The organism is Paenibacillus spongiae (assembly GCF_024734895.1).
Taxonomy (GTDB): domain Bacteria; phylum Bacillota; class Bacilli; order Paenibacillales; family Paenibacillaceae; genus Paenibacillus_Z; species Paenibacillus_Z spongiae.
This window is the reverse complement of sequence record NZ_CP091430.1, coordinates 7,324,396-7,340,149: the sequence shown is the minus strand read 5'-3', so window position 1 is coordinate 7,340,149 and position 15,754 is coordinate 7,324,396. Positions and strand designations below refer to the sequence as shown.

Annotated in this window: 14 protein-coding genes; 11 read left to right on the top strand and 3 right to left on the bottom strand. The window is 54.1% G+C overall.

Features of this window, described 5'->3' with window-relative positions; genetic code table 11:
* Positions 1-13: 13 nt before the first annotated feature.
* The 4 genes from L1F29_RS32965 to L1F29_RS32950 all read left to right on the top strand — a co-directional run bounded on the left by L1F29_RS32965 (position 14) and on the right by L1F29_RS32950 (position 4,873).
* A complete protein-coding gene (locus L1F29_RS32965; protein ID WP_258386180.1) occupies positions 14-1,570 on the top strand; it encodes a glycine betaine ABC transporter substrate-binding protein in 1,557 nt (518 codons plus the stop codon).
* 254 nt (positions 1,571-1,824) lie between these two features.
* Positions 1,825-2,985, top strand: a complete 1,161-nt coding sequence (locus L1F29_RS32960) for an ROK family transcriptional regulator (protein WP_258386179.1) — start codon at positions 1,825-1,827, stop codon at positions 2,983-2,985.
* A 67-nt stretch (positions 2,986-3,052) separates the two neighbouring features.
* The gene (locus L1F29_RS32955; protein ID WP_258386178.1) at positions 3,053-4,057 is read left to right on the top strand and encodes an asparaginase; all 1,005 of its coding nucleotides are present in this window, start codon (positions 3,053-3,055) and stop codon (positions 4,055-4,057) included.
* Positions 4,058-4,177: 120 nt separating this feature from the next.
* A complete protein-coding gene (locus L1F29_RS32950; RefSeq protein WP_258389886.1) occupies positions 4,178-4,873 on the top strand; it encodes a copper homeostasis protein CutC in 696 nt (231 codons plus the stop codon).
* Between the two features lie 81 nt (positions 4,874-4,954).
* Here L1F29_RS32950 and pepT read toward each other — a convergent pair whose 3' ends face one another.
* A complete protein-coding gene (pepT, locus tag L1F29_RS32945) occupies positions 4,955-6,193 on the bottom strand; it encodes a peptidase T (protein ID WP_258386177.1) in 1,239 nt (412 codons plus the stop codon).
* Positions 6,194-6,591: 398 nt separating this feature from the next.
* On the opposite strand from pepT, the gene L1F29_RS32940 reads away from it, so the two are divergent.
* Entirely contained in the window at positions 6,592-7,266 is a 675-nt protein-coding gene (locus tag L1F29_RS32940) for a TerC family protein (RefSeq protein WP_258386176.1), read from the top strand.
* 134 nt (positions 7,267-7,400) lie between these two features.
* On the opposite strand, the gene L1F29_RS32935 is transcribed toward L1F29_RS32940, so the two are convergent.
* Positions 7,401-7,970 (bottom strand): beta-class carbonic anhydrase, encoded by a 570-nt coding sequence (locus L1F29_RS32935; RefSeq protein WP_258386175.1) that lies wholly within the window; start codon positions 7,968-7,970, stop codon positions 7,401-7,403.
* Positions 7,971-8,286: 316 nt separating this feature from the next.
* Between L1F29_RS32935 and L1F29_RS32930 the strand changes: the two genes are divergently transcribed.
* The 5 genes from L1F29_RS32930 (at position 8,287) to L1F29_RS32910 (ending at position 11,971) form a co-directional block, all read left to right on the top strand.
* Entirely contained in the window at positions 8,287-9,636 is a 1,350-nt protein-coding gene (locus L1F29_RS32930) for a cytochrome P450 (protein ID WP_258386174.1), read from the top strand.
* 68 nt (positions 9,637-9,704) lie between these two features.
* Positions 9,705-9,854: a hypothetical protein gene (locus L1F29_RS32925; RefSeq protein ID WP_258386173.1), complete on the top strand. Its 150-nt coding sequence runs from the start codon at positions 9,705-9,707 to the stop codon at positions 9,852-9,854.
* Between the two features lie 42 nt (positions 9,855-9,896).
* Positions 9,897-10,190: an ABC transporter permease family protein gene (locus L1F29_RS32920; RefSeq protein WP_258386172.1), complete on the top strand. Its 294-nt coding sequence runs from the start codon at positions 9,897-9,899 to the stop codon at positions 10,188-10,190.
* A 51-nt stretch (positions 10,191-10,241) separates the two neighbouring features.
* Positions 10,242-11,666: a sulfatase family protein gene (locus L1F29_RS32915; RefSeq protein WP_258386171.1), complete on the top strand. Its 1,425-nt coding sequence runs from the start codon at positions 10,242-10,244 to the stop codon at positions 11,664-11,666.
* 5 nt (positions 11,667-11,671) lie between these two features.
* Positions 11,672-11,971: an alkaline phosphatase family protein gene (locus tag L1F29_RS32910; protein ID WP_258386170.1), complete on the top strand. Its 300-nt coding sequence runs from the start codon at positions 11,672-11,674 to the stop codon at positions 11,969-11,971.
* A gap of 175 nt (positions 11,972-12,146) precedes the next feature.
* On the opposite strand, the gene L1F29_RS34285 is transcribed toward L1F29_RS32910, so the two are convergent.
* On the bottom strand, positions 12,147-13,448 hold the full coding sequence (locus L1F29_RS34285) for a BclA C-terminal domain-containing protein (protein ID WP_309252363.1): 1,302 nt from the start codon (positions 13,446-13,448) through the stop codon (positions 12,147-12,149).
* Positions 13,449-13,719: 271 nt separating this feature from the next.
* Here L1F29_RS34285 and L1F29_RS32890 point away from each other — a divergent pair, with 271 nt between their 5' ends.
* On the top strand, positions 13,720-15,012 hold the full coding sequence (locus tag L1F29_RS32890; protein ID WP_258386169.1) for an MFS transporter: 1,293 nt from the start codon (positions 13,720-13,722) through the stop codon (positions 15,010-15,012).
* Positions 15,013-15,754 lie beyond the last annotated feature (742 nt).

The window sequence follows — 15,754 nt, the reverse complement described above, 5'->3', positions numbered from 1 at the left end:
GAAGGAGGCTGCCATGAATCTCTGGGATGTATTCGTGAATAGACAGGATGATATTATCCGCGCCACGATGGAGCATATTCAAATATCGTTTATCGCTTTGGTCATTGCGATCGTGATTTCGATCCCGACCGGGCTGGCGCTGACCCGCTTTCCCAGGCTGGCTTCCCCTATTATCGGAGTAGCCTCGCTCTTTCAGACGATTCCGAGCTTGGCCCTGCTCGGTTTCATGATTCCTCTGCTGGGGATCGGGATGGTTCCCGCCATTGTGGCTTTAACGGTATACGCTTTGCTGCCGATTATGAGAAATACGTATACCGGAATTATGAATGTGGACAAGCCGATTAAAGAAGCCGGTATCGGCATGGGAATGACCAGTCTCCAGGTCATGACCAAGATCGAGCTGCCTCTGGCGCTCAGCGTCATTATGGCCGGCATTCGGACGGCGACCGTCATGCTGATCGGGGTAGCCACGCTTGCCTCTCTTATCGGAGCGGGCGGGCTTGGCGACCTGATCTTCCGGGGCATCTCGACGGTGAATACGGAATTGATCCTGGCGGGCACGATCCCCGCCGCTCTGCTGGCACTTCTGTTCGATTTCATGCTCGAGCGAATGGAGCGGGCTGTGACCCCGAAGGGGATACGCAAGAGAACGAGAAAAACGAACAAGGTCGTCAGGGGACTAGAGATCGCGATCGGAGCGGCGTTGATCCTATTGATCGCGGCCGGGATTTTTTCAAAGGTCGGCGGTCTTGGATCGGAGTCGATTGTTGTCGGCGGAAAGAACTTCACCGAACAGGATATTCTCGTGCATATGATGGCGTCCCTGATCGAGGCCAAGACCGAGCTCAAGGTGATCCGCAAGCCGTTCCTGGGCGGATCGTCGGTCACGCACAGCGCCTTGGTCAGCGGCGATATCGACCTGTATCCGGAGTATACCGGGACGGGCTGGACCTCCGTGCTGAAGGAAAAGGCGATCAGCGGCGACCCGGAGATCACCTATCGGAAGGTAAAGGCGGCGTACGAGGAGAAGTTCAATGTCGCCTGGTTAAAGCCGATCGGCTTCAATAACACGTACACGCTGTCCATGCGCAAAGACAATGCGGAGAAGCTGGGCATCGAAACGTTCACCGAGCTTGCCCGGCAGTCGCCCAATTTAATCTTAGGCGCGACCCATGAGTTTATCGAGCGTCCGGATGGATATATCGGTTTGCAGCAGACATACGGGATGAAGTTCAAGCAAACCAAGGGGCTGGATGCCGGATTAACCTATAGCGCGGTGAAGGAAGGAACGACGGATGTGAATGACGCCTTCGGTACGGACGGACGGATCCAAGCGTTTAATTTGAAGGTGCTTGTGGACGACAAGCATTATTTTCCGCCCTACTATGCGGCGCCCGTCGTTCGAATGGAGACGTTGAAGGAATATCCGGAGCTCGAAGAGGTATTGAACCTGCTGGCGGGAAAAATAGATGACCAGATGATGTCCGTCCTGAATGGGAAGGTTGATCTTGAAGGCCGGCAAGCCCGCGAAGTGGCGGAGGAGTGGCTGAAGGAGCAAGGTTTGATATAACGAAATTTCGACTTGCATGGTGGAGCAGGCCGTTTAACCCGTATAATGTGCGGGATGAGCGGCCTGCTTCTTTTATGCCCGATTGCGATTGACCAACTGCGGCAGCTTCCTTTATTATTAACATCAATGGAGAATATAGCGTTGGATTTATAAATATCAAGGCATTATTCAATGAATTTTCCACGAATCTTATGTGATCCAGCGGGTTTGGCGCCTCAATTAATCCAATGGTGAAAATAATAGGAGAGTGGTTCATGAAGAAGCATGACCAAGACGTTATGAAGCGGCACAACAGACGAACGGTTTTTGAACTCATCAAGAAGCATCATCCGCTCTCCCGTGCCGACATTGCCAAGCGAACCGGCATGAGTCCGACGACGGTTAGCCGCATTGCCTTTGAACTGATGGAGCAGGGGTATTTGTCCGAATCCGACCAGGCTGCCGCTTCAACCGGTTTGGGGAGAAAATCGACTCTCATCGGGCTTGTAAATACCGCGGTATTATCGGTTGGCATCGAACTCGACCGTCATCGGGCCAGTATCGGCATTCTCGACCTGCAGGGCAGCGTCTTATGCACTTGCAAGCTGGCCCGCCAAGCGGAAGAAAGCCCTGAAGAAACGATCAGCCGTATTAGCGCGGCCATTGAGGAGCTTGTGCAGAGGAATGCCGTAGATCGAACGCGGATCATCGGGATTGGAATCGGGCTGCCCGGCATAATAAACAATGATAAGGGCGACGTCGTGTTCTCCGTCCAGCTGGGCTGGAAGAATGTCCGTCTGGCCGAGCGGTTGACGGAGCTGACCGGAATCAGGACGGCTGTTGACAATGAGCTGAAGGCCAAGGCGCTCGCGGAGCATTTGAAGGGCGCAGCTGTCGGTTCCCGCCGGACCGCGATTCTAGGCCTCGGCAGCGGAGTGGGCTCTGCGCTCATCCTGGAAGGCGAGGTATACCGCGGCGGCATGAACAGCGCGGGTGAAATCGGGCATATAACGGTCGATCCCGGCGGCATGATGTGCGAATGCGGCAAAGCCGGATGTCTGCAGACGTTCATCAATATCCGTTCCTTGCTCTCGGAGGCGGGCAAAGTGCGCCGGGTTCATAAGATCGAGGAGATCTTTGCAGCCAGGGAAGCGGGAGAACGATGGGCGGTTCACTTAATCGAGCGTGCCTTGACGTATATGGCCATTGCCATTAACAACCTCGTCTGCATGTACAACCCTGACAGCGTGATTTTGTGCGGAGAACTGCCGGATAAGTTTCCGGAAATTTACGGGGAAATTGAGGCGCTCTGTTCCTCGCACATCGTGTGGGAGCCGCTTCGCGGATCATTCCGCATTCATCGCTCGGAGCTGAGCGAGTGGGGGGTTGTAATCGGTTCCGGTTTGCTTTCGCAGAATCGGTTCTTTCAATTGTAGACAGGGGTCGGAAGAAGCCTCGAAGAACGATGCGAAGATATCCATATAACTATTAGGAGGGTACACAATGGGATTTACCACATTAGTAGAAGAATACAGGGGCGGAACGCTTGAGAATATCCATTACGGAGCCATAACAATAGTGGATGAGAAAGGCAAGATTTTGTACAAGGCGGGCAATCCCGATCATGTGACCTTCCTGCGGTCTGCCGCCAAGCCGTTCCAGGCGATTCCGGGCATGAAGCGGCGGATTGACGAAGTTTATGGGTTGAGCGGCCAAGAAGCTGCGCTGTTTGCGGCTTCGCACCGGGGAGAAGCCTTCCACATCGATGCGCTGGAGTCTATTCTGCGCAAGACGGGCATTCAGGAGGAAGGGCTTCATTGCTGCGCCACCTATCCGCTCAATGAGGATGCCAAGGCGGACCGCCATCGCGCCCATGAACCGAAGCGCAAAATATTTCATAACTGCTCTGGCAAGCATTCCGGACTCGTCGCGCTCAGCAAGCATATGGGCTGGGACGAGCGCACGTACTACAAGCCCGAGCATCCCGTTCAGAAGGAAATAGTGGAGGCGCTCGCATACATCGCTGATGTTCCGGCAGCGTCCATTCCGCAAGGCATCGACGGCTGCGGCCTGCCGATCTTCGCGCTTCCGCTGCACAAGATCGCCTATGCCTATCTGAAGCTGGCTTGTCCGGATTTGATCGAGGATGCTCCAACGCGCGATGCCGTCGCCAGAATGGCCCGCCTCATGAATGAGTATCCGGATATGATTGCAGATACGCAATTCGTCTGCTCGGCGCTGCTGAAGGATTCCAATCTGGCTGCCAAGGGCGGGGCGAAGGGCGTATACGGGATCGGTCTGCGCAAGGAGCGGATCGGTATTTCATTGAAAGTATCGGACGGCTCCGAGCAGGTGTGGCCGTGCATCATCGCTTCCATTCTGGAGCATATCGGGTATGACAATAAGGACACGATCAACCGTCTGTACGCGCTTGTTCCGAATACAATCGTCAATGACGGCGGCACGCCGGTCGGGGAGCGGCGCGCGGTATTTACGCTGGAAGCTTAATCTGCACGCTAGCAGGGGGATTCCGGGGGAATGAAACGGCGAAGCGGAGGCCTGCGGGCAAAGCAAGGCCGCAATCGCCATCTTGATTATCATGGAGCGGGGAAGCAGGAGGGTTCGAATATGATTCTGGAAATTATCGCGACTTGCGTGGAGGATGCAATAGCAGCGGAGGAGAACGGCGCGGACCGCATTGAATTAATAACGGCGATTACGGAAGGCGGGCTGACGCCCGGCATCGGAATGGTCGAGCAGGTCGTTCAAGCGGTGAGCATTCCCGTGAACGTCATGGTTAGACCGCACAGCCGTTCCTTTGTCTACGGCAGCTCCGATGTTGCGACAATGGCGGCGGAAGTGAAGGCCATCGCCGCGACGGGTGCGGCCGGCATTGTGCTGGGCGCGTTAACGGCGGAAGGACAGATCGACGAGCGGGCGCTGGAAACGCTGCTGCCCTTGGCGGGCGGTCTGGACGTCACCTATCACCGTGCCTTCGACGAGCTGAAGGATCAAATCGCCGGCCTGCGGACGCTGGCCCGTTATCCGGCCATATCCCGCGTGCTGACCTCCGGCGGGCCCCGACCGGCACCGGAGGCGGTTCCTGAGATCCGCCGGCTCGTCGAGGAAGCGGGAGCGTGCGGAGGCTTGCCGCGCATTCTGGCCGGGAGCGGACTTACGCCGGAGACCGTCATCCCATTCATTGAACAAACAGGTGTTACCGAGGTGCACTTCGGTTCCGCCGTCCGCTTCGGAAGATCCGGTCTGGCCCCGATCGATCCGGCACAGCTGCGGTCACTGGCGGATCGCATCCACGGCATATGAGCGTAAGCACCGTGCGGCAAAAATACACAAAGAACTCCCGAGGGGAATCAAGCTTCCTCCGGGAGTTCTTTGTGTATATCGTTATGCCTTCGCCTGCTGCTCGAAGAGCTTCGCAATCTCGATGACGACATGGGCAGCCTTGATCATATTGTCTACGGAAGCATATTCGAACCTGCCGTGATAGTTCTCGCCGCCGGTGAACAGGTTTGGCGTGGGCAGCCCCATGTAGGAGAGCTGCGAGCCGTCCGTGCCGCCCCGGATCGGTTCAACGACCGGCCGTATCCCCAAATTCTCCATCGCCTTGTAAGCAATGTCGACAACTTCCCGTACCGGTTCGATCTTCTCCCGCATATTATAATATTGATCCTTGATGTCAAGCTCGATGCGCTCTGCGCCGTAGATGGCTCTCAACTCGTCCACGATGGCGGCGAGCCGCGCCTTCCTGGCCTTGAAGCTGTTCGGGTCGAAATCCCGGATAATATAATGCAGTTTTGTTTCCTCTACGTCTCCATCGATGGACAGGAGATGATAGAAGCCTTCGTAATGTTCCGTTTGTTCCGGGCATTCCTCCGCCGGCAGTCTGCCGTGCAGCTCCATGGCGATCTTCGAGGAATGGATCATTTTATCCTTGGCGGTACCGGGGTGAACGTTCTTGCCCTTACACGTAATCCGCGCCGCGGCGGCGTTAAAGCTCTCGTACTGAAGCTCGCCGAGCGGACCGCCGTCCACGGTATAGGCATACGTGGCATTAAAGGCGGCTACGTCGAACCGATGGGGGCCGCGTCCGATTTCCTCATCCGGCGTAAAGGCGACCCTTACTTTGCCGTGCTTAATTTCCGGATGCTGAACCAAGTAAGCCATCGCGGTCATGATTTCGGTAATGCCCGCCTTGTTGTCGGCGCCCAGCAGCGTCGTACCGTCCGTCGTGATTAAAGTATGACCCTTGTAAGCAGCCAGCTCCGGGAAGTCCTTCGGGGAGAGTACGATCTGCAGCGCTTCGTTCAAGACAATGTCCTGCCCGTCGTAATCGTCCACGACCTGCGGCTTGACGCCCGCCCCCGTGAAATCGGTCGCCGTGTCCATATGGGCCAGAAAGCCGATGGTCGGCACCTGTTTATCCGTGTTGGCGGGAAGGGTGGCCATGACATAACCGTTGTCATCCAGGCTGACTTCCTCCATGCCGATTGTCCGCAGCTCGTCGACCAGCATCTTGGCGAGGGTGAGCTGTCCCGGTGTGGAAGGACAGGATTCACTGTGGTCATCGGATTGCGTATTTACTTGCGCATACGATTTAAAGCGGTCAATAATCTCTTGTTTCATCGTTCATTCATCTCCTTGAGTCCATTGTAAACCAATCGCCTCGCCTTTGAAAATCGATGTGCCGCCTGCCAGCATTTTCTCCTGAAATATACGATTGGACTCTTGCTCCTAGTTGTTTAAGATGTTATGATTACAAAGAATAAAGGGGAGTAGCTGTACAACAACGTCGTCATTACGAGGGACCCCCCTCCGGCTTTGTTGGCAACTCGTTTGCTAGCGAGACCTTTACTGTACAGGTAAAGGTCTATCTTTTTTTAATGGCCTTTACCTAATGGTAAAGGTCATTTTTTGTTGGTTGGAAAGGGGTGCTTCTCAGCAAATTCGGGCTGTTTGGGATTAAATTGAACAAAGTTAGGGACAACTAAAGAAATCACAATTATACAAAGGAGCGGATAGGAATGGAATTATTTAGTCCGGAATTTTGGTCGGCGCTATTGGCTATTGTCGTCATCGACTTAGTCCTAGCCGGCGATAATGCTATCGTCATTGGCTTGTCTGCAAGGAATTTACCTAAAGAGCACCAGAAGAAAGTCATTCTATTCGGAACCGCCGGCGCGATCGCTATTCGCTCTCTGCTGACGCTGGTGGTCGTCTGGCTGCTGAAAATTCCCGGGCTTCTGCTCGTTGGGGGCTTGCTCCTTGTCTGGATCGCATATAAGCTTCTGGTCGAAGAGAAGGGCCATGATGTGAAGTCCGCATCCAACATCTGGGGTGCAGTAAGAACGATCGTCATCGCGGATACAGTTATGGGTCTGGATAACGTTCTTGCTGTCGCGGGTGCAGCGCATGGCGACTTTCTCCTTGTCGTCATCGGCCTGCTGATTAGCGTGCCGATCGTGGTTTGGGGCAGTACGCTCATCTTGAAGTGGGTGGAACGCTTCCCGGTCATCATCTATATCGGTGCAGGCGTACTGGCATGGACAGCATCCAAGATGATCGTGGATGAGCCTTTCATGAAGTCGTTCTTCGAAGAAAATGTCGTACTGAAGTGGGGCCTTAGCCTTGTGCTTGTTGCAGGCGTACTGCTTCTGGGCAGAATGAAGAAGCAAAAGCAGGTTGCGCAGAAAGCGTAATTCAGGCATAAACATACAGACGCGGCTGCGTGAACCAAACGACGCCCATAAAAAAACAGACCTCCAAACCATTGCATCCGCATGGAATTGGGGGTCTGTTTCATATTGGAGCTGTGGTGGTACCGTGATTCGATTTAGGTTTCCCCTCTGTAATCCTCCACAAGAAGCTCGGCTTCACCCGTCTCCGGATTCATGACCAAACCGTGGACTTGAACGTCTGCGGGAATTAGCGGATGATTACGGATAATATTGATGCTGTGCATGACGCCTTCTTCCGGGTTCTTGAACCCGCGGAGGAACCGTTCCATGCGAATTCCGGAATGCTCCAAAGTCGAGAGCGTCGTATCGGAAACACCGCGTTCTCTAAACTTATTGACCATCCCTTGGGCATCAAGGTTGGTCATGCCGCAGCCATGGTGGCCGATGACGAGCACTTCTTGAGCGCCCAGCTCATAGATGGCGACCAGTATACTGCGCATGGCGCTTCCGAAAGGCTGCGTCAGAATAGCGCCGGCATTTTTGATGATCTTGGCATCGCCATTGCGCAAATTCAACGCCCGAGGCAGAAGCTCGACCAGGCGTGTATCCATGCAGGTTAGAATTACGAGCTTCTTGTCGGGAAACTTATCGGTTAAATAGGACTCGTATTGCTTTTCTTCGACGAATTGCTTGTTAAAGCTCATTAAACGCGAAATCACTGACAAAGGTCATTCCTCCCCAAATTCTGTCTACCCCATTAATCTCTCTATAGGATATTCATTATTAATGATACGTCGAAGGATTGTCAAATAAAGTCACAGGGGTTGATTGCATGCTCGAATCAAACCGGGGGCTTGCCAGGCAATCTTTCTTTAGTAAAACATTATAGCATTTAATAGCAAAAAGGCACTACACAGATACTGGAGGCCGCGGTATACGATTAACATTTCGTTCATGCCCGCCAGGGCGGATTTGAGGTCCTTCCGTTTTCGTACTATGATAAAATCATGATGCAAGCTCCGAACGAAAGGGAGGATCAAGATGACGCGTATCGCCGGTATTCCGACATCACGTACGGCTAACTTTTTCCGATTTCAACGTGATCCGCTCGGGTTTCTGCTGGACACGCTGCATATGGGGGATGTGGTATCGCTGCGGACCAGCTCCTTTCGCCCCACGTTTATCGTCAATTCGCCGGAGTTCGTACAGGAAATTCTTGTCAATCAGGAGGAGAGCTTCCGCAAGGGCAGAAGCTCGAATGTGCTGCGCCGGACGATCGGCGACGGGCTGCTGACAGCCGAGGACCGGAATCACCGGGGGCAGAAGAAATATCTGAAGCCGGTGTTCTACAAGGAACGCTTACAAGCCTATGCGGCTATTGTGGTTGAGGAGACGGAACGACTGGCCGCTGTGCTGGAGGAAGGCGTGCCGGTCCCGATGCATGATGTGATGATGCAGCTTACGCTCGGCATTATTGCCAGAAGCATGTTCAACACGGAGCTGGACGAGGATAAAGCAGAGCTGGCTGAAGCTGTGAACGATACGATTCAGCAATCGGCCAAAACGATCTTCTCCCCCGTCATTCTCCCCCTCGCCATTCCTACGCCTGGGAATATAACGCACAAGAAAGCCATACGGACGCTGGAGACGATGGTCTATGACGTGATTGCTGCAGCGAAGCGGGAGCCGCAGCGCTATGCGGATACGATGCTGGGGCTGCTGCTGGATACGGCGGATGAGACCGGCCAACCGATCCCGGACCGGGAAATCCGCGATCAGATGATGACGATGCTGCTGGCCGGACACGAGACGACGGCGAATGCGCTCGTCTGGACATGGTATGCGCTGGACCGGGAACCCGCAGTCGCGGAGCGGCTGTATGGCGAGCTGGATCGTATTCGGCAAGAAGAAGAGGATCAGGGTGCACAGCCGAATGCATTTGACCGTTACCGCAAGCTGACCTATACGAAGCAAGTCATTCAGGAGACGCTCAGGCTATACCCGCCCGCATGGGCGATTCTTCGCGAGACGGAAGGGGAGGTTACGATGCTGGGGGATGTCTTCCCGGCGAAGAGCAGCTTTCTCATTAGTCCATATGCGATTCACCGTAACGATCATGTCTTCGGGGATGCCGCGGCGTTCCGTCCGGAACGGTTCGATGACGGGCCGGGACAGTGGCCGCGCTTCGCCTATTTTCCGTTCGGCGGCGGGTCGCGGGGGTGCATCGGCACGCAGTTCGCCATGATTGAGGCGGTGCTCATATTGGCCGCGCTTGCCGACCGCTTCCGCTTCGTGTCCGTCGAAGGGCAGCCGGAAGCGGTGCCGGAACCGCTCGTATCGCTGCGGATCAAGAACGGCCGCTGGATGATTCCGCGGCGGCGGCAATCATAGCTTAAGGCGGGGTGAAATCCGGCTGCGTGAGAAGAGAAGAATGACCATCCATGGGGTGGTCATTTTTAATGGCCATTCTTGAATTTTCGGGCGGCCTCTTTTTCTTGCGCTGCGGCTGGCCGAAAGAACGAACCGCCATCGGATCAGGGTTGGTCGGAACGATTATCAATATTGTTCTAACCAGCCTAATGGCCTACGGCTTGCCAAGAGATGGCTGATCGGGAGGAAGACCATCAACCAACATCGTCGTTCCGCTGTCAATGCCGGCCATCGCCACCTTCACGCTGGTTTACATGGTGCAGAACTGGAATGCGTTCTTCAATGCGCTCATCTATATCAACGATTCCGACAAATGGCCGCTTCAAGTATACTTGAGACAAATGTTGATCGAATCGGCCGATTCGTCCATGTCCCTCGATATCGAAGGGTTCGAATACGGTCCGCCGATGAAGATGGCGACGGTCGTCGTGACCGCTGTGCCGCTTCTCGTCGTGTATCCGTTCCTGCAGAAGTATTTCAATCAAGGGATGCTGCTTGGCTCCGTGAAGGGGTAACGAGCGGAAATCTGCCGACGTTCGGCGTCTATAGGGAGAGGTGCTGGTGATATGAGCAAAGCAAGCGAAATGAGTCAAGCAAGCCTGTCGGAGCTTTCGAGTCGAACATCTAACCGCAAGAGACCGAACGTGGTGTTTATCATCTCCGACGATCATCGTTACGAGGCGATCGGTTCAAACGGCAACCCCGTTGTGCATACGCCCGTCCTGGATACGATAGCCGGGGAGGGGGCGTCAAGCTGCGGTACGCATATCTTCGGCGGATTGACTGGCGCCGTGTGCGCGCCGAGCCGGGCATGCGTGAATACCGGCCGGTCGATTTTCAAATCGATGATCGGCAGCGATGTGTCCGTGTGGGAGCATTCCGTCGTCATCCGGCCGGAAGCCCGCTTGATGCCGCAGACGTTCAAGGAGGAAGGCTACCGGACGCATGCCATCGGCAAGTGGCATAACGACAAGGCCAGCTTCGCGCGCAGCTTCGAAGGCGGGGACAAGCTGTTCTTCTACGGCATGAGCGACCACGGCCGGGTTCCGGTCCAGGATTTCGATCCAGAGGGCGTCTATCCGAAGGAACGGGAATATATCGGAGAAACCTTCTCCACCAATCTGTTCACGGATGCCGCCGTTGATTTTATACGAGATTATGACGAGGAACGGCCATTCTACCTCTATATGGCCTACACAGCGCCACATGATCCGCGAACCGCGCCGGAGCCATATGCGGCGATGTATGATCCGGCGGCCATTCCGCTTCCGGACAATTTCTTGCCTGCGCATCCGTTCGACAACGGCGAGATGGATGTCCGGGACGAGCGGCTGGCGCAGCTTCCGCGGGAAGAAGGGGAGGTACGCCGGCATATCGCGGACTACTATGCGATGATCGCCCATCTGGACGCTCAGATCGGCCGGGTCGTCGAAGCGCTGAAGGCCAAGGGCATTTATGAAGATACGATTATTGTGTATACGGCTGACCATGGGTTGTCGGTGGGACAGCACGGTTTAATGGGCAAGCAGAATATGTACGATCATAGCGTGCGCATTCCGTTCATTATGAGAGGGCCGGGCATGCCCGAGGGTGAACGGATACGGTCACTGTCCAGCAATATCGACATCTTCCCGACAGTCGCGGAGCTATGCGGCGTTCCTGTGCCCGTTGAGGTGGACGGCGTCAGCCTGCTGCAGCAAGCTCACGGAGCGGGAGCAGGCCGCGATGTGGTGTGTTCGGTGTATCGCGACGTGCAGCGCATGGCGAAGGATGAGCGGTGGAAGCTGATCCGGTATTACCGGTCGCCCGTTGCGAATACGGGCACGGACCGCCTTCAATTATTCGATCTTGAAGAAGACCCATGGGAGACAAAGGACGTTTCGGGCGATAAGGCGAATGAACCGCATATCCGGCGGCTGGCCCGTGAGCTGGAGAATTGGATGGTTGAGAACGGGGATTTCATGCAGGGAACTCCGGTATTGATGACATAGTTCCCGTGCTTGACGGACAAGAACTCCCGGATTGGCCGGACAGTATCGTTACCGAAGGCGCGGGCTTGGAGGGCGTCATGTACACCCAGCGGATGATCCGCAAAGGGCCGTACAAGTACGTGTTCAACTGCGGCGATCTGGACGAGCTGTACGATCTGAGCAAAGACCGCCACGAGCTGGACAATCGGATCGACGACCCGGATTACGGCAGCATCTTGAGCGAGATGCGGCAGGCACTGGCAGATTGGATGGTCCATCATGAGGACGGGGCGCTGAATCAGTACAAGCGGTTGAGAATGGGATAGGCACAAGCCCGACGGAGCAGCTGTCTAACGAATGCGGCTATGTATGAAATCATCAGGGGCGAAAAACCTCCAACCCTTGGAGAGGGTTGGAGGTTTTTTCGCAGCTCCGAAAGGTTCGCCTGTATACCAGGCGATTAAGCTATATATCCTGCATGAGATTATCCACAAGCGTATCTTATTGAATCTTTATAATCGTAAGAGCGGCTCCCTGGCTGTTTGATAGTAACGTAGCAGCACCAAGCAAGCCGAATAACTGGAGTGAAACGGTGGATCCTGCTTGTAAATTAACGATGGTGCTCGCCAAGAAATGATCGCGCGACAACATTGGTGAAACTGTACTTGGAGTGTCTTGCATGCCGTTTATGAGCAATCTGCTGCTCGCCAGAAGACTCGCTGTCAAGTTAATGGAATAAGAAATGTAATACGTTCCTGCTTCACTAACTGTAAAAACAGTGTTGCTCCCGTCCACCGTTATGCCGGTACCCAATTTCTGTCCGGGCAGCGGGATGCTGGTTCCTCCTAATACGACTGCTATTACTGCGCCGCTAATATTTGATGCGAAAGCGTAGGGCAGCTTGGCGGTTCCAGCCGGTCCGGTATCGCCTTTCTCGCCGGGTTCTCCTTGCGGCCCTTGAATGCCTTGTATGCCCTGCGGTCCAATCGGTCCAGTAGCTCCGGCAGGTCCAGCCGGTCCTTGCGGCCCAACGGGCCCAGGATCGCCCTGCGGCCCAGCCGGTCCAATCGGTCCAGCTGGCCCAACAGGCCCTTGCGCGCCTGTATCTCCTTTTGGCCCCTGCGATCCTGAGCCGCTGGAACCCGCTGGTCCTTGCGGTCCGGTATCGCCCTCTTCCCCTTTATCTCCCTTATCTCCCTTAGGTCCGGGTGCTCCTTGCGGCCCTGTTTCGCCTTTCTCTCCCTGTTGGCCACCGCTCGATTGCTGCTTCTCGATCGTAATTTTCTTATTCACATTATCCCAGGCTACATTCAGTCCGAGCGCTTGTCCCAAGGACCTTAAGGGCAAGTAGAAGGTCCCTTCGATCAGGGTAGGGTAAACCCGTTTGCCGGCCGTATCAAGAAGCTCTGTTTGCTGTCCGTCGATGAAGATTTCACCTGTGCTTACTGCCGCCTTCAAGCTCCTGCCCGGGGCTTCCCCTTGACCCGGCTCTGCCGCCGCCTTATCGGATGAACTGGCCGAAACGCCCGTTGCAATATAAATCGCGTTGGTGTCCGATTTCCATTCCACTTTCAAATCAAGAGCTTCCGCGATTGCCCGCAGAGGGAGATAATAAGCGCCATTTACCGTAACCGGCATTGTACTTGCGTGCAGCTTCTCGCCTTGGATGTAAACCGGGGCTGCGCTAGTTATGGCAATTACGCTTGGACTGCCGCCTGCCGGCTGCCCCCAAGCCGTCTGGCCCAGAATTGCCGTTGCAAGGACGACGGCTGCGGTCAACCCGCTGATTTTTTTCGCTTTCACATGTGATTCCTCCTCGTTCTCGTGCTATCGACCAGAATTTTCGACAAAAAAATCAGAATTCCTTCTAAAAAATGTTAATTATTCGATAGAATTTTCTTTTTTTCTTCATCCCGCATGAAGAGCTTTCATTCGCTTACTCCTAACGAGGCGTTGACGGGGAATAGAAGCTGAATCCAAGCATACATAGTACTAACACCCTGTATGCCTCACGCACACGGGGAGACGATCCGATCCGAACCTTCGGGCTCGGTAAAGGAGCTGAACGTATGCGATGAAAAATAAGTTTATGAACTCACCGATCGCTTATGCGCTTGGGATGTTCGCGATCATGATTCCGAGTACGGCCTTTGGTTCGTTCTATAGCTATTATTATGTGGAGAAGCTGGGCTTGGGCGTTGGATTGGCGACATTGGCACGTACGATTTACCTGATCTGGGATGCGGTCAACCAGCCGATATTCGGCTATTTGTCCGACCGTACCCGTACCCGTTATGGACGTCGAAGGCCGTGGCTGATGTCTGCCATTCCGCTCTTCATGCTTACCTTTATCCTCGTGTTCGCCGTTCCGGAGGGGATGACGGGTTACAGTCTATTCACATGGTTCCTGGTTGCGTTGATCCTGTATGAGGGCGTGGCTACGATGCTATGGGTGAACTATGGCGCGTTGTTTCCGGAGCTCTTCAGAGGCGAGCGGCTGCGGGCGAAAGCCTCCGCGGTGCAGCAGGGGTTTCAGATTGTCGCGCTGCTGATCGGGACTGCGCTTACGCCAATCCTTTACGATGCGTTGGGGTTCGGTTCAATGGCGGTTGTTTACGCGCTAGCTTTTGCGTTGTTCATGCTGCTCTTTCTTCGCTATGTAAGGGAAGGGGAAGAGGCCCGTCTGGAACCGCCTCTGCGGATGAAGGAAGCCTTCCGGGAAACGTTGAAAAACCGGACGTTCTGGATTTTTAATATCGCCAACTCCTTTGCTCAGACCGTCAACGGGCTGGTCAGCTCGATGATTCCCTTTTACGCGAAGTATGTGCTCCATATCCCGGAAGCACAAGTGTCGATCCTTCTTGCATCCGTGTTTGTATCGGTCATCCCTCTGGTCGCCGTATGGTACGTCATTGCGCGCAGACTAGGAGGGATACGAAGCTGGCGGCTTTCATTGGCCATATACGGCCTGTCCGTTATTCCATTAGGATTCGGATTTAATTTGATCACCGGAATCGTGGCAGGGATTGCGGTCGGTTTCGGTTTAGCCGGGTTTCTCGTTACGCCTCCCGTCGTGAGCAGCCAAATCATCGATGAGGATTTCGAACGGACCGGGCGAAGGAGGGAAGGCGTCTATACGGCCGTCGGCGGATTCATCACCCGCTCAAGCGGGCTTATATCAGCGCTTGCCTTCTGGGTGGTCGGCATGATATTCGGCTATGTCAGCGGCGATAATCCGGGTCCTAATCCGGAAGGGACATTTCGAGTATTGATCAGTATCGTACCGCTTGGTCTGCTGCTAATCGCTTTCGTGGTCTCCCTCTGGATCAGAATGCCCGGTCGCAGCCTGTCTGGCCGAAAGGATTGATGGCGGAGAACTTCATATTGAGAACGGAGCGCCTATGTAAAAAGTCTAGTCCTTCGTAATGAAAAGCAAGCCGGATTGTTCCGGCTTGCTTTTTTATTGCATTCGCTTGGGCTGAGCAGGAAGGCGTTACAAGCGCCGCCCGTGGACCCGCGGCCGTCTGTAAGTTCGTTTTACGGTCTTACAGCGCGGTTGACCTTGCTCCATCCATGCTACAACGCTGTAACGCTCAATAACGTGTCAATTGCGTGGAGGTTAATTTTGCATATATACAACTATTTAAAATATTGAATAAACCCGTATTTATTCAAAAGTTTTTCTTTGATTTTCATAATAACAACTAATGGTTAGGCCGCGTCCGTTAATTGGATTGACAGCGGATAGAAGCCGTGAACGTCTGGACATCCTAGAATGTAAAGGAACATGCTTGCATGAAGCATTTCATCCGGATCTATATCGAAAATAAAATTTCCATATGTTACAATACGTACGACAATCGAACAGGAACAACGCGTCTGCCCGCACGATAGCCGTCCAAAAGCAAAGTTACATACCAAGCTTGTTTGATGCATGGAAGATTATAAATTGGATGGTATGACGGCCCAATTGGATGGTCTAATCCGAAGTAAATTGGATGGTTCTTAAGTAGCCAGTTTGAAGTATTGTGTAGCTATGAAGTTCATGCAAGAGTGTAACGCACTTTTGCTTTCAAATTATAGGATTATGATCGATTGCATCAGGGGCC

Bases quoted from the DNA above. Each gene is read 5' to 3' on its own strand.
- L1F29_RS32940 (WP_258386176.1), top strand. From the start codon at position 6,592: ATGGAATTATTTAGTCCGGAATTTTGGTCGGCGCTATTGGCTATTGTC.
- L1F29_RS32950 (WP_258389886.1), top strand. From the start codon at position 4,178: ATGATTCTGGAAATTATCGCGACTTGCGTGGAGGATGCAATAGCAGCG.
- L1F29_RS32960 (WP_258386179.1), top strand. From the start codon at position 1,825: ATGAAGAAGCATGACCAAGACGTTATGAAGCGGCACAACAGACGAACG.
- L1F29_RS32925 (WP_258386173.1), top strand. From the start codon at position 9,705: ATGGCCATTCTTGAATTTTCGGGCGGCCTCTTTTTCTTGCGCTGCGGC.
- L1F29_RS32920 (WP_258386172.1), top strand. From the start codon at position 9,897: ATGCCGGCCATCGCCACCTTCACGCTGGTTTACATGGTGCAGAACTGG.
- L1F29_RS32930 (WP_258386174.1), top strand. From the start codon at position 8,287: ATGACGCGTATCGCCGGTATTCCGACATCACGTACGGCTAACTTTTTC.
- L1F29_RS32965 (WP_258386180.1), top strand. From the start codon at position 14: ATGAATCTCTGGGATGTATTCGTGAATAGACAGGATGATATTATCCGC.
- L1F29_RS32890 (WP_258386169.1), top strand. From the start codon at position 13,720: ATGAAAAATAAGTTTATGAACTCACCGATCGCTTATGCGCTTGGGATG.
- L1F29_RS32955 (WP_258386178.1), top strand. From the start codon at position 3,053: ATGGGATTTACCACATTAGTAGAAGAATACAGGGGCGGAACGCTTGAG.
- L1F29_RS32915 (WP_258386171.1), top strand. From the start codon at position 10,242: ATGAGCAAAGCAAGCGAAATGAGTCAAGCAAGCCTGTCGGAGCTTTCG.
- pepT (WP_258386177.1), bottom strand. From the start codon at position 6,193: ATGAAACAAGAGATTATTGACCGCTTTAAATCGTATGCGCAAGTAAAT.